Genomic DNA, 14,797 nt, shown 5'->3' with positions numbered 1-14,797 from the left:
GAGTTGCGTAGGGCAATACTTAGGACAATTCTGTACTCTACAATATTTTCAATTAAAACAAGGCTTAATTTAACCGATAGGTTCACCCACTTGGAAAAGATATTGGACAAAGACAATTTTTTGTGGCAAGAGCTTTTCAAGCTGTTCTTGTGTTTGCTTGGGAGTTTATTTTTTGCTTGGTTAATTCAAATAATCATATTGTATTTGTCAACTAAATATTGCAAGCCGATAAAAAAGATGGAATTATACAATGAGAATTACTAATATTTACGTCAAAAACAATTGCTTAGTATTTTGTACGGATTATGGATGTAAGTCAGTTTATCCTTTTGTCAAATATTGTTATAGATACAGGCTTATCAATAGATTCCCTCTCTCCCAATAACCTGACAGAATCGAGAGTAAAAGCAATTATTGAAGCTGAAGGCGAACAAATATCAATAGTCGAAAGAAAAGATCCAATCGGTAGGCTAGAAAATGCCGAAAATTGCCTTGATGTTGATTATAACGAAGTTTCTCATAGCTGCGTTTATTATAATTCTTGGCAAGTCAATGATATCCTAAATCAAGTTTTTACTTAAAGAAAAATTCAGATGTTTCAATTCTTGTTAATTTGTCTAACCATCTTGATGCTTCGTTATAAAATTTGAACTGGTTTTCACTAATACGAAACTCTTTAGTGTGAACCATTCTTCTTCCTTTAACCCACTTCGTGCCGTGGTACTTGTGCAACAATTCATGATACAACACAAACTCAACTACGAACCCAGGTACTTTCGCATCATCTAGGGTCAAACTCATCACTATTCTGTCTCTGGCTGACTCGTAGTGTCCGAATTTACGGTAAGTGTTAACTCGGCTCCATGCTAAACGTGGTTTGGCAAGACTTGCTGCGAAATATTCATGATTGACTTTATCAAATAACTCATTTAGATTATAAAACTTGCCTTGCGGATTTTCTGCAACTACCTCGGCAATCAAATCAAGCTCTAACAATACAGCAATGTATTCTTCTGTACTAGCAAATGACCTGATGAGTCGTGTATTATCTTGACTCTTGCCAAAAAGAGCAGATTCCACTAACGCTTGCAAAACTGCTTTTGGTGCATTTATAAACCCCTCACTAATTATAATCTTCGCTGTGCTAGCAGACTTTCTAACCTGATATAGCCCAGCTAAATTAGTTATTTCAATCATTAGTTTAAATGATTTTTGACCATGTATACCAAGAAGTTGTTTAGCACTTTCCAACAAATAGCCAGTAGTTTTCAGGTGAAGTTGTAGATATTGTTCATCTGTCAAAAACTTGACCCATGAGTAGATTTTACGGGATAAAGTAGTCAGATTTGATGGCGTTGCTTGTTGATGAGAACAGATGTTTTCAATTTTTGTTGCTGTTTGAATTAAAGTCTGATTTAGTTGTTGTATTTGAGTGTAATCATAATTAAGATTTGAAGATAAAGTAAAAATTTCCTGTAATATGCTGTTTTGTTGAACTTTAATATTTTTTAAACTAATACTCTTAACGCTCATTTGATTTTTATAACTATCAGGAATATGCCAGTTCTTACACCTCAATATTACTATTTCGTCTGAGGCAATGATTCCTTGTAAGATGCGCCGCAGTGGACTGAATGGATGGGGTGATTTTTCGGAACAGATTGCGATCGCTAAAAGGTCAGTTCCTCCCAAGCAAAAAAAACTAACTTTTATCCAGAATGACTTTCAAAATTTATAGAATCGCTCTTATGTCCTTACAATCTGTGTATTCGTTTTTTAATCATCATCCGAACTCCACCTTCAGGAGCAAGGGTAAACCCACGTCTTTGCAATTTAAGAGGTTTATTTTCCACCAATGCAAGTTGATAATTAGATAAAATGGTTGCCAAGACTAACTTCATTTCTAACAAAGCTAGGGCATATCCTAAACATCGCCGACTTCCACCACCAAAAGGAATGAACTCCCAAGGGGAATACTGCCGTCCTAAAAAACGTTCCGGATTAAATTGTTGAGGATTAGGATACAAATCTTCCCGATAATGCAGGAGGTAGATACTTGCCATTAAAGTTGTGTCAGGAGGAAACTGGTATCCTGCAATATTTATGGATGATTTGGTAATGCGTGGGAAAAGCCCTGGAATGACTGGATACATCCGCAGGGTTTCTTGGCAAACTGCGGTTAAATAAGGAAGTTGGGCAATTTCCATCGGGTTTGGATTTTCTCCCAAGCTGTCAAGTTCCTGCTGCAATTTTAAGAGGACATCTGGATTTCGGTGAATTTGATAGAAAGCCCACGCTAGCGTTGTTGCAGTAGTTTCATGTCCAGCAAATAAAATTGTGAGCAATTCATCTTTTAATTCATCATCGGTCATTGCTTGCCCATTTTCATCCCGTGCTGCCATCATCAAGCTCAGAACATCGCCCTGGTTCTGATTGTTCTTTGTTCTTTTCTCTTCAATTTCTGCTTGAAGTAGCTGATAAATAGAGTTTTGTCTACTTTTCATCTGCCCCCAAGGAGTCCATTTTCCCCAATCTTGTTGTAAGAATCGGAAAAATAGCATACTGGAACGCAAAGGAGAATCAGTCATATTCAACCAACTAGTAAGGAGAGGTAAAATTAGTTGATAGCGTTCCCCTTCACTTAAACCAAAGACAATTTGTAAAATTACTTCTAGACTCACTTTCTGCATAGCAGACCGAGCTACAAAAGGTTGATCGATTTGCCATTGACTGGCGATTTGCTCGGTAATTAAGCAGATTTGTTGACCATAGGCCTGTAGCCTTTCTCCATGAAAGGGGGGCATTAATAATTTTCGTTCTCGTCGATGGCGGGCACCATCTATTAACATAAGAGAATTTCGCCCAATCAGAGGCTCTGCAAGTTTATTACCACGACCAACATCAAATTTAGAATCTTGACTGAAAATTTCTTGAATGGCCTGGGGATGGCTAAGAATTACATAAGAACCCAGTCCGCTCAGTCGCATGGAAAAAATGTCTCCATACTTTTGACTATACTTTTGCTGAAATCCAATCGGATCGGCAATCCACTTTATCAGTTGCCACCACGAAGGACTAGTAATGCAATTCGGTAATTGACTAAGCATAATATTTACTTGTATATTCCACTTTCTAATCTCAAACAAATACAACCACTTTCGTGCGTTCACACAGAAGTTACGGGAGCAAGCTGGATCTCAATTGGACTAGGGCGTGTTTTCAAACTATAACCACAACAAAATGCAGGTGATCGTAATCATAGCTGTATAATTGGCTGCAAGTTTATCATATCGGGTGGCGATGCGGCGAAATTGTTTGAGTCTGTTGATAGCGCGTTCGACAATGTTGCGTTGACGGTAGATTTCACGGTTAAAAGGGCCGCGTCGTGGTTCATTTGAGAGTCGTGGAATGGTGAGGCGGATACCACGGCGGCGAAGGTAATTATGTAGTTAATCGGCGAGCGCTTGCAGGTGTTCTAAGATTTGCTGCCAAATTCCCGCCTTTTGCCAACGATAAAACCGCGTTGCAATACTCTCCCACTTTCCATAACGTTCTGGGAGGTCTCGCCACGCTGCTCCTGTTCTCAGTATCCAGAGAATGCCACTCACAACCCTACGATAGCGTAGCGTTAGCGAGGAACGAGCGTCTGGTCATGATTAGGCTTGCCTGTTCGCGGTTTTTCTGATGGTAGTAACGATTTTAACCTCTCCTACTGCTAGTTACTTAAGTCTCCTCGGTTGATCATGACTAGACAGCGATCGCCTTTTTTTATAGGATATACGAGTTTGAAAACACGCCCTAGGTGGTAGGGTTCCCTTTCAAGGGTGTTTCATTCCCTAAAAGGCTATGATTTACAAGTGTTTCAAGCAAAAAAGTCAGGTGACTAAAAAACCTGATTGGGCAAGAAAATCGCGTTCGCACTGAAATTTACTCGTTGAGGTGGTAGCTTTTCTTTTTTCCAATCAAGCAAATTTCTGACTCATACACTTGACAAAATATCTAAGAGATCGAATGAAATAGCTCTGCTACCCTTGAAAGGGGTTCCTCTCTCTTGAACTGCCTTGTCTACGACACGCTCTTGCGTTCGACCTCCTGCCTCCTGAATCTAAAGCATTAAATGATTCTGTTGACAATTGTCCAAACTTCCCCATCAGAGCGGACATAGGGAACAGAGATTGTTTTGAATCCAGTGATGAAGGGTTTGTAATAAATCTGCCAATACATTGGACTCAGTTGATTGGCACAAGCCTTAAGAAAACGGACTTCTGCCGCCAGTTCACTTGCTAGTTGATTAATGCGTTGAGCATGAACCTGTGCCACTTCTTTCGCTTCCTCTAGCTGCTGCTGTTGAATAAGTTGTTTTGATTGACCTTCCCAACGCACTAATTTAGTTTGTTTTTGTTTTATCTGGCCTTCCAAAGCGGCGATCGCTGCATCTATGCCCTGGAGTTCAACTGATAATTGGGCATTTTCTCTGGCTTGACGGCGGTAAGCTTCCACCATTGCCTGGGGTGATTCATTCTCGCCAGAGATGACATTATTAGTAGTGAGTGCAGCGCGTTCTTCTAAAAGAATCTGAATTTGAGAGTTAAGTGCTGCTATTTCAGCCTGAGTTTGCTCCATAAATCGAGTTTTAAGTGCTGAGTAAAATATTAAAAGCTTTTTGCGCCTTGGGTATCGAGAGAAAGCGATCGCACCTCGGCTGTAATTCCTTCTTCTTGCCAAGCAGCTAACATCGCCGCCTCCACAGCCTCTGAGTGTAATTTATCCGCCAAAGCTAACAGTGTCGGCCCCGCACCACTAATTACCATACCATAAGCACCAGCACTAACAGCTGCGATGTTGAGAGCATCATAACCAGGAATCAAAGCTTTGCGATATGGCTGATGCAATCTATCTTGCAAAGCTGTCTTTAACCATTGTCCGTTACCAGTTTCCAAGCCGCGCAACAATAATCCCAAATGTGCTGTATTGAAAATCGCATCGGCCCGACTCACTTCAGTGGGGAGAACACCCCGCGCCTCTGAAGTAGAAAGTTCAAAATTAGGAATAGCCACAACTGGTACAACATCTTTATGCCAGGGGACATCACAAATTTCCCAAGCTGTACCACTGGTAGCAGCAAGACGACATCCTCCCAATAAAGCTGGAACTACATTATCAGGATGTCCTTCCATTGCGATCGCTAACTCCATCACCTGCAACTGACTCATCGGCGTACCTTCAAGTTGATTAGCAGCAACCAACCCACCAACGATTGCTGTGGCCGAACTACCCAAACCCCGCGCCAACGGGACACCTAATTTAATCTCTATTTTCACAGTCGGCGGCGTCTGCTCTATATGTTGATAGAACTTGACAAACGCTTGGTAAAGGAGATTGCTCTCATCAGTTTGGACTCGTTCAGCTTCTGTACCAGTGACATGAATAGTTAGCCCGCCTTCTTCCAGGCGAGTGAACTTGAACTCGTTGTACAGCTTTAATGCTGCACCGATGCAATCAAAACCAGGCCCCAAATTCGCAGTTGTGGCGGGAACGGTAACAGTGATGCTAGAAACAACAGACATTGGTAAAACTCAGTAATCATCAACTAGCATCCCATGTATTGGTATCACTTTGAGGCTAGTTTTTTAACCTAATAAAAACGCATATAGTGATCCTAAATGAGTTGTGAAAATCGATAGACTAAGATCCCCGACTTCTCAAAGAAGTCGGGGATCTTATTTATTGTTCACGAATGATTTAGGACTGCTATAGACGGGTAGTACTTAGTTGTAGGCATCGCTCTTTTCGACAAGCTTAGTGGTCAAAAAACTTACTTCAAAGTTCCCAAAACGGGCGCTACCTCAACCTCGGAAATTTGCGGAACCAAGAGTCCCTTTGCATAAATCTGGGGATTGGTTTGTGAGACTATGGCATAAGACTGGCGAAGATTAGCATTGACTGCGACTGTCTTCACGTCGTACATCTGCATCGCCATCTTGGGATAAAAACCAATGCCAACAATCATCAGCAGAAAACAGGCAGCGATAAACACCTCACGGGGTCTAGCATCCTCGTAGACTGCATCTTCTGGCACGAAACAGTCTGTACCAAAACAAACTGTTCCGTCATCTTCTTGATTTTCCAAGCCTGCATTATTAATGTCGCAGATGAGTGCTGCACCTTTACCATAAAACACTTCTCGCAGCATGGAAAGTAGATAAATCGGTGTAAGGATGACTCCAACTGCGGCAAGAAAAACTGTAACGGTGCAGAAAGTCGAACTGTAAACGTCACTGCTTGTCATCCCAACAAATACCGAGAGTTCGCCAGCAAAGCCGCTCATACCGGGAAGCGCCAGGGATGCCATTGCTCCGATTGTAAACAGGGCAAAGACTTTGGGCATGGCTTGACCAATACCGCCCATATCTTTCATTACCATTGTGTGGGTGCGATCGTAAGTAACGCCCGCTAAGAAAAACAGCACCGATGCAATCAAACCATGCGAAATCATTTGCAACATTGCGCCGTTGATTCCCAAATCAGTGAATGAGGCAATCCCAAGCAGTACAAACCCCATGTGAGAAATCGACGAATAAGCCAAACGCCGCTTCATATTGGTCTGAGCAAAGGAGTTCAATGCACCATAAATGATGTTGACAACACCCAGAATAGCTAGAACCGGCGCAAAGTAAATATGTGCATCGGGAAGCAACTCAAGATTTAGGCGAATTAGTCCATATCCGCCCATCTTCAGCAACACACCAGCCAGAATCATCGACACAGGAGACGATGCTTCGCCGTGAGCATCAGGCAACCAAGTATGCATGGGGAAAACAGCAAGCTTGACACCAAATGCAATCAACAACCCTGCATAAAGTAGCAGTTGTAGACTAAGGGGATATTCCTTGTTGGCCAGGGCGGTGATGTCAAATGTCATATTACCGCCGCCGTATAGCCCCATTGCCAGGGCTGCTACCAAAATAAATATAGAAGCTGCTGCGGTATACAATAAAAATTTCGTAGCCGCATAACGACGCCTTTGCCCACCCCAAATACAGACTAGTAGGTAGACGGGAATCAGCTCTACTTCCCACATGATGAAAAATAGCAGCAAGTCTTTGGCCACAAACACCCCTACCTGTGCCGAATACAGCACCAGCATCAAAAAATAGAAAAGGCGGGGTCGGTGATCAACTTGCCAAGCTGAAAATATCGAGAGTGTGGTGACAAATCCTGCTAAAAGCACAAGTGGCGCTGAAAGCCCATCAACTGATACCGCCCAGTTAAAACCTAACTGAGGCACCCAGGCATAATTTTCCACCATTTGAAAACTAGCACTGCTGGCATCGTAATGCTTCCAAAAGGCGTAGCACATTAATGCAAAGTCTGCAATACCTACACCCAATGCATACCACCGCACGCGCTTGCCATCTTTATCAGGCAGCACAGGGATAAGCAGGGAAGCAACGAGTGGCAGCAAGACAATTGCGGTAAGCCAAGGAAATTGATCCGCTATCATGTATATGAGAAAAAATACTTATTCGTCAATTATGTCATTCTACTAAACTTTGTAACAATTTCTTAATAAATCTTTGTCCCGGTTAAATGCTTTTAGGGAATGGGGACTGGGGAAGAAAGATTATAATCTGGTCTTGTGTAGGCAGTTCATGATGGCTATTTACAAAGAAAGGCAGAGGGCAGAAGGAAAGAAGTATTAATAAAAACTTTAGTTGTGGGTCTAGCAGCCCACTAGTATAAAAAAAATTGTGTCGAGATGCCTAGCACGAGAAAACTTGGCGTCCTTACTTCAATCCCACCTTTTTAAACATGGGTTCCCTTCTGCCTCCTGCCTTCTGCCTCCTGCCTTCTGCCTCCTGCCTTCTGCCTCCTGCCTCCTGCCTTCTGCCTCCTGCCTTCTGCCTCCTGCCTCCTGCCTTCTGAATTGCTCACGGGACTAATCCAGCCCGCAAAGCACGGACAGCAGCCTGTGTACGGTCAGCAACACAGAGTTTATTGAGAATACCTCGAACATGAGTTTTGACAGTACCGACTGTTAAATAGAGTCTTTTGGCAATTTCTGCATTATCACAGCCAGCGACAATCAACTCTAAAACATCCATTTCTCTGTGAGTTAAAGGATAGCTGACTATACTTTTCTCAGTATCTGGGTCAATACCTTCAATCAAGACTCTTTTTCCAGAGGCACCTCTGCTGCCATCGGGGAAATCTTGACGTATTTGTTGTAGTACAAGGTCTGCGATCGCTGGATCAATCCACGAGCTACCTGAGTATGTTGTTTGCACAGCCTCTACTAGTTTCTCAGTTTCGATATCCTTCATGCAATAAGAATCTGCACCTGCTGCAAACGCTGCTAAAACTGCCTGTTCACTATTCTGCATCGTTAAAATTAGCAGCTTTGTTGTATAGTCTTCATTCTCTGCTTGGTATTGCCTAAATGTGCGTGTTAGCTCAATACCATCCATGTCAGGCAAACCAATGTCAATAGTAGCAACATCCGGCTTGAGACTTTTCAGAAGCTTGATGCCATCAGTTGCATTGGCTGCTTCACCAACAATGTTAAACTCTGGCTGGGTTTGTAAGGCAGATCGTAAACCGATTCTTGTCAGGTTGTGATCTTCAATCACAAGGATCTTGATTTCACTCATAGTTGCTTAACTTTACTGTTATTTATCTCAAAGTACAGATTAAAATAATCTCGTTCTTCTATTCGGTATCTTATACAAAAAGCAATGCCTTTGGTATTGTTCCCTGAACTTCATCTACCATTAGACATAAATATGGCAGTTCTTGCTTGAGTTAGGTACAAAAACCCCACCCCCAACCCCTTCACCTTAGCAAGAGGAGAAGACTATGATATACCTCATGTAATTAACGCCATAACCTTATCCCCTGACATCCTCCCACGGAAGATACCCAATAGGATTCCAATAATTACTTCTTGGTTTTTCTCTTTCCATGACTCTACTTACTTGGAGGAATTTATCCAGCACGCAGAGGTCGATGTCTCCAAAGGCAATCAACATTGCTATGTGCTGCATATTGCAATAACGTATACGTTTAATTACTTAAAAAGAGATTAAACTTGGGAAACTTTAAAGGAAAATGTGAATCCTTAATCATCTCAGCGCTGGTGAAGTAAGCTATTACTAGATTTGCTAGCGATAGCCAAGCACTTCTTTTTTTTATTTAGCCATGTCTTTAACTAAAACTGTCAAAAAAGATAAAATTCTCGTTGTCGATGATGTTTTTGACAATCTACTGGTGTTAGAAGCAGTCCTAGAAGATGAGGACTATGAAATTAGCTTGGTGGAAGATAGCAAAATTGCTCTGGCTATGGTTGAGGAGTTACTCCCAGACATAATTCTCTTAGATGTGATGATGCCGGAGATCGATGGCTATGAATTTACTCGCCGCGTCCGACAGAATCAGGCGTTGCCATTTATCCCCATTCTGCTGCTCACGGCTCACTATCAGTCTAGCGTTGTGGAAGGACTCGATGCTGGTGCAGATGACTTCATTCGCAAACCATTTGATCCTGATGAACTACATGCACGGGTGCGATCGCTCCTGCGCCTCAAACATAGTATCGACGAACGAGATCAGATGGCTAACCTCCGAGCAGATTTTGTCTCGCGTTTTACTCACGATTTACGTATACCGCTGGTAGCCTCCAACCGCGTATTAAAATTATTGCTGGAAGGCAGATTTTGCGAAGTTTCGCCACAATTGCAAGAAATAATTGATACCATGATCGGCAGCAATCAAGACCTGCTGGAAATGGTAAATACCTTGCTAGAAGTTTATCGTCATGAAGCAGGCTGTAAAACCTTAAAAATTTCTCCCTGCAATATTCAGGAATTAGTTAGTGAAGTTTCCCTAGAATTAACTCCCTTAGCTGAAGAAAAAGGATTAGCTGTAAATATTGATCGAGATGAAACTGCAATCACCATCATGGGCGATCGCGTAGAACTGCGACGAGTATTGACAAATCTCATCGGTAATGCTATCAAATTTACAGACAAAGGCTCTGTAGATATTCACTGCTATCTCACTCCGGCAGATGTGACTATTGATATCCAAGATACGGGGCCAGGAATTTCTAAACCAGATCAGGCAAGATTATTCGAGCGATTTCGTCAAGGGAAACACCAACGTTCTGGTAGTGGTTTGGGACTATATCTATCTCGCTACATTATCGAAGCACATCAAGGCACAATCGATGTCATATCTGAACCAGGGCAGGGTAGTACATTCACTATCCGTCTACCTATAGCTGGCGAAAACTAAAAGTGGGGATTCATAGAAAAATCTCGTCTTGGCTAAAGAGGAGAAATCCTGATGAGCAAAGTCGTGGGTTGAACTTTCTAGAGATGAGTAACGTTTTAGGAGAATCGCTCTCTAAAATAAAGATTCATTTCTTTAGTTTATCTAAAGTCGCATCTAAGTTATCAAATTACCTTTCTAAGATAGAAGCAGCAACTATAAGTTGCCATACACGACTAAAACCCAACTAACAGCTAGTGGCTGCGGAGAACATAAAAATGGCTAAAACGCCAGAATCCTTAGAATCGCCTATCAATGAAATTACAGACAGAGCCTTAGATCGTGATTGTACAACCTTATCCCGTCACGTCCTCCAACAACTTCAGAGTTTTTCGCCAGATGCACAAGATTTAAGTGCGCTGATGAATCGCATCGCCTTGGCCGGCAAACTGGTTGCTCGGCGCATGAGTCGCGCTGGTTTAATGGAAGGTGTTCTCGGATTTACTGGAGAAGTTAATGTCCAAGGCGAATCCGTCAAAAAGATGGATGTCTACGCCAATGATGTATTTATCTCAGTGTTTAAGCAAAGCGGCTTAGTCTGTCGCCTCGCTTCTGAGGAAATGGAAAATCCCTATTACATCCCCGAAAATTGCCCCATTGGTCGCTATACCCTGCTGTATGACCCAATTGATGGCTCATCTAACACTGATAACAATCTCAGCTTAGGTTCCATTTTCGCCATTCGCCAGCAAGAAGGAACTGATAGCGATGGTAAAGCAACTGACCTCCTCACCAACGGACGTAAGCAGCTTGCTGCTGGATACATCCTGTATGGTCCCTGCACGATGTTGGTTTATACTATAGGTAAGGGCGTTCATTCCTTTGTCCTCGATCCCAGCTTAGGAGAGTTTATTCTCACAGAAGAGAATATTCAGATTCCTAAACATGGTTCTGTTTACAGCGTGAACGAAGGTAACTTCTGGCAGTGGGAAGAATCGATTCGAGAATACATCCGCTACGTTCATCGCACAGAAGGCTACAGCGCTCGTTATAGCGGCGCAATGGTTAGCGACATCCATAGAATTTTGGTTCAAGGCGGTGTGTTTCTCTACCCAGGGACAATTCAAAACCCAGAAGGGAAATTACGCTTGCTTTATGAAACCGCTCCTCTCGCCTTTTTGATTGAGCAAGCAGGTGGTCGTGCGACTACAGGACTGGTAAATATCTTGGATGTGGTGCCAAAAAAACTGCATCAACGCACGCCTTTAATTATTGGTAGCAAAGAGGATGTCGCAAAGGTGGAATCTTTTATTCAAAACGGACACTAGAAGACAATTCGTAATTCGTAATTACTGTTACGTAAGGGTCTTAGACGTTTTATAAGGGTGACTCATTTTCTCTATGCTGTACTCTCATCTGCCATTAATTAAACGTTAATCATGGTGATTTAGGATTGGGGATGCAAAATAGCGCTTTTTGAAGATCAATTAAGGATTATCTCAGCTGGCCGATGTAATAAGTGATTGGCAACGCCACAATTCAAAAGTAACCATCAATAATTTGATGCGTTTTGCCAACTTTACTTAGAAGCATCACAATACAGGAGTGAAATAAACTAGCTATGTCTACCAATCATCTACTAGAAATTAAGCAATACGGTCAAAGTATCTGGATGGATAATTTGACCCGTGACATTATTCAATCAGGCGAACTCAAAGACCTGGTGGAAAATCAAGGTATATCTGGGATAACTTCTAACCCAGCTATCTTTGAAAAAGCGATCGCTGGTAACGTTATTTATGATGCCGATATCGAAGCCGGAGTTCGGGCTGGCTTACCGACATACAAAATTTACGAATCCCTAGTTTTTAAAGATATCCGTAATGCCTGTGATATTTTACGCCCTGTTTATGAAGCCTCGGATAGACTAGATGGTTATGTGAGTATTGAAGTCCCGCCAACCATTGCCCATGATACTGAAGCAACCATAACCGAAGCCCGCCGCTATTTCCAAGAAATTGGTCGGGAAAATCTGATGATTAAAATTCCTGGTACAGAACCTGGTTTGCCAGCAGTAGAACAGGTAATAGCCGAAGGGATGAATGTTAATATTACGCTGCTGTTTTCTGTAGAAAGCTATATCAACACAGCTTTGGCTTATATTCGTGGCTTAGAAAAACGGGTGGCTGAAGGTAAGGACATTAGTAAAATTGCATCAGTTGCTAGTTTCTTCCTCAGCCGGATCGATAGCAACATTGATGGCAAGATTGATGCTAAGTTGAAAAAAGGCGTTGATGATATTTCCGTGGAAGCAAAGCTAAGAGCTGTTAAAGGGAAAGTAGCGATCGCTAACGCTAAGATTGCGTATCAAGAATACAAGAAAATCATTAGAAGCGAGCGTTGGCAAGATTTGGCAGCAAAAGGAGCCACAGTACAACGGCTACTTTGGGCTAGCACCAGTACCAAAGACCCCAACTACAGAGACGTGATGTATATCGAAGAGTTGATTGGTCATGATACTGTCAACACCGTACCACCAGCGACCATTAAAGCTTGTGCCGATCATTGTAACGTAAGCGATCGCTTAGAAACAGATTTAGATAATGCTTACACGCTGATCGAAAACCTCAAAGATCCCGACATCAACATCGATCTCGATAACGTAATGGATGAACTGTTAGTCGATGGTATTGACAAGTTCATCCAGCCCTTCCAGTCCTTGATGAACTCTTTAGAAGACAAGATCAAGGTATTGTCACCAGTGTAGGGACTAGTGACTGGGGACTGGGGACTGGGGACTGGGGACTAGGGACTGGTAAACAATTTTCCTAATACCCAATACCCAATACCCAATACCCAGTCCCTAATCCCCAATCCAAAACCCAAAATCCAAAATCCAAAATTGTTATGGTTAGTCTGCTAGAAAATCCCTTGCGCGTTGGTCTGCAACAACAAGGGATGCCTGAACCCCAGATTATAGTCATTTTTGGCGCTTCTGGTGATCTCACCTGGCGCAAACTAGTGCCAGCGCTTTACAAATTGCGGCGAGAACGGCGTATTCCCCCAGAAACGACAATTGTCGGTGTGGCACGTCGAGAATGGAGCCACGAGTACTTCCGTGAACAAATGCAAAAGGGCATGGAAGAGGCGCATCCTGATGTCGATTTAGGGGAACTCTGGCAAGACTTCTCTCAAGGTCTGTTTTACAGTCCTGGGGATATAGACAACCCCGAAGGCTATCAGAAACTAAAAAACTTATTGAGTGAATTAGACGAAAAACGGGGCACGCGAGGTAATCGCATGTTCTACCTCTCAGTTGCTCCCTCATTCTTTCCCGAAGCGATTAAGCAGCTAGGAAGCGCCGGGATGCTAGAAGATCCCTACAAACATCGTCTAGTAGTTGAAAAACCCTTTGGTCGGGACTTGGCTTCTGCCCAGAGTCTTAACCAAGTGGTACAGAAATATTGTAAAGAAAACCAAGTATACCGGATTGACCACTACTTGGGTAAAGAAACAGTCCAGAATTTGCTGGTGTTTCGCTTTGCCAATGCGATTTTTGAGCCGTTGTGGAATCGTCAATTTGTTGACCACGTGCAAATTACCGTGGCAGAAACCGTGGGAGTAGAAGACCGGGCTGGTTACTATGAAAGCGCCGGCGCACTACGGGATATGTTGCAAAATCACCTCATGCAACTTTACTGCCTAACGGCGATGGAAGCACCCAACGCAATGGATGCCGACAGCATCCGCACAGAAAAAGTGAAGGTACTCCAAGCTACTCGTTTAGCTGATGTTCACAATCTGTCGCGGTCAGCAGTCCGTGGTCAATATAGTGCTGGCTGGATGAAAGGTCAAGCAGTGCCAGGGTATCGAGTAGAACCAGGCGTTGATCCCAACTCCACCACACCCACCTACGTCGCAATGAAGTTTTTGGTGGATAACTGGCGTTGGAAAGGTGTTCCTTTCTACTTGCGTACCGGAAAGCGGATGCCGAAAAAAGTCAGTGAGATTGCCATTCACTTCCGCGAAGTTCCGTCTCGGATGTTCCAATCGGCTGCCCAACAGACAAACGCCAACATTTTGACGATGCGGATTCAGCCAAATGAAGGTATTTCCCTGCGTTTTGATGTCAAAATGCCAGGGGCAGAATTCCGTACCCGTTCCGTTGATATGGACTTTAGTTATGGTTCCTTTGGCATCCAAGCAACATCCGATGCCTACGATCGCTTATTCCTTGATTGTATGATGGGCGATCAAACATTGTTCACTCGCGCAGACGAAGTAGAAGCAGCTTGGCAGGTAGTAACACCAGCCCTTTCCGTTTGGGATGCACCCGCTGACGCAAATACTATTCCCCAGTATGAAGCCGGTACCTGGGAACCAGCGGAAGCAGAATTGTTAATTAACCAAGATGGCCGTCGCTGGCGCAGACTTTAAATATTAGTCATTAGTCATTGGTCATTAGTCACTAGTAAAAACACAAATGACAGATGACAAATGACAAATGACAAAATCCAAAATCCAAAAT

At 42.9% G+C, this 14,797-nt stretch carries 11 protein-coding genes and 1 pseudogene; 5 read left to right on the top strand and 7 right to left on the bottom strand.

Annotated elements, in window-relative coordinates; all coding sequences use genetic code 11:
* The first annotated feature begins 329 nt into the window (after positions 1-329).
* The gene (locus ABF638_RS03905) at positions 330-581 is read left to right on the top strand and encodes a hypothetical protein (protein WP_435020441.1); all 252 of its coding nucleotides are present in this window, start codon (positions 330-332) and stop codon (positions 579-581) included.
* Here the strand turns inward: ABF638_RS03905 and ABF638_RS03900 are convergent.
* The 7 genes and pseudogenes from ABF638_RS03900 to ABF638_RS03870 all read right to left on the bottom strand — a co-directional run bounded on the left by ABF638_RS03900 (position 574) and on the right by ABF638_RS03870 (position 8,651).
* A complete protein-coding gene (locus ABF638_RS03900; protein ID WP_435020439.1) occupies positions 574-1,692 on the bottom strand; it encodes a M48 family peptidase in 1,119 nt (372 codons plus the stop codon). The two genes, ABF638_RS03905 and ABF638_RS03900, sit on opposite strands and share 8 nt — an antisense overlap.
* 62 nt (positions 1,693-1,754) lie before the next feature.
* Entirely contained in the window at positions 1,755-3,107 is a 1,353-nt protein-coding gene (locus tag ABF638_RS03895; protein WP_435020437.1) for a cytochrome P450, read from the bottom strand.
* A gap of 117 nt (positions 3,108-3,224) precedes the next feature.
* Positions 3,225-3,709 (bottom strand): annotated as a pseudogene (locus tag ABF638_RS03890) (transposase); the annotation flags it as partial.
* 404 nt (positions 3,710-4,113) lie between these two features.
* On the bottom strand, positions 4,114-4,623 hold the full coding sequence (locus ABF638_RS03885; RefSeq protein ID WP_435020435.1) for a hypothetical protein: 510 nt from the start codon (positions 4,621-4,623) through the stop codon (positions 4,114-4,116).
* Between the two features lie 29 nt (positions 4,624-4,652).
* Complete coding sequence (gene thrB, locus ABF638_RS03880; protein ID WP_435020433.1) at positions 4,653-5,567, bottom strand: homoserine kinase; 915 nt, start codon at positions 5,565-5,567, stop codon at positions 4,653-4,655.
* A gap of 248 nt (positions 5,568-5,815) precedes the next feature.
* Complete coding sequence (locus ABF638_RS03875) at positions 5,816-7,504, bottom strand: NAD(P)H-quinone oxidoreductase subunit 4 (protein WP_435020431.1); 1,689 nt, start codon at positions 7,502-7,504, stop codon at positions 5,816-5,818.
* Between the two features lie 427 nt (positions 7,505-7,931).
* On the bottom strand, positions 7,932-8,651 hold the full coding sequence (locus ABF638_RS03870) for a response regulator (protein WP_069073764.1): 720 nt from the start codon (positions 8,649-8,651) through the stop codon (positions 7,932-7,934).
* A 547-nt stretch (positions 8,652-9,198) separates the two neighbouring features.
* Here ABF638_RS03870 and ABF638_RS03865 point away from each other — a divergent pair.
* The 4 genes from ABF638_RS03865 to zwf all read left to right on the top strand — a co-directional run bounded on the left by ABF638_RS03865 (position 9,199) and on the right by zwf (position 14,706).
* Entirely contained in the window at positions 9,199-10,293 is a 1,095-nt protein-coding gene (locus tag ABF638_RS03865) for a hybrid sensor histidine kinase/response regulator (RefSeq protein ID WP_435020429.1), read from the top strand.
* A gap of 254 nt (positions 10,294-10,547) precedes the next feature.
* On the top strand, positions 10,548-11,597 hold the full coding sequence (gene fbp / locus ABF638_RS03860) for a class 1 fructose-bisphosphatase (RefSeq protein WP_181931171.1): 1,050 nt from the start codon (positions 10,548-10,550) through the stop codon (positions 11,595-11,597).
* Positions 11,598-11,890: 293 nt separating this feature from the next.
* The gene (gene tal / locus ABF638_RS03855) at positions 11,891-13,036 is read left to right on the top strand and encodes a transaldolase (protein ID WP_435020427.1); all 1,146 of its coding nucleotides are present in this window, start codon (positions 11,891-11,893) and stop codon (positions 13,034-13,036) included.
* Between the two features lie 140 nt (positions 13,037-13,176).
* Positions 13,177-14,706, top strand: coding sequence for a glucose-6-phosphate dehydrogenase (gene zwf / locus ABF638_RS03850; protein ID WP_069073762.1), 1,530 nt, complete (start codon positions 13,177-13,179; stop codon positions 14,704-14,706).
* The last annotated feature ends 91 nt before the right edge of the window (positions 14,707-14,797 follow it).

The organism is Nostoc sp. CALU 1950, assembly GCF_051172895.1.
Lineage (GTDB): Bacteria > Cyanobacteriota > Cyanobacteriia > Cyanobacteriales > Nostocaceae > Nostoc > Nostoc edaphicum_A.
The sequence above is the reverse complement of the archived record's forward strand: the minus strand, read 5'-3'. Positions and strand labels throughout refer to the sequence as shown.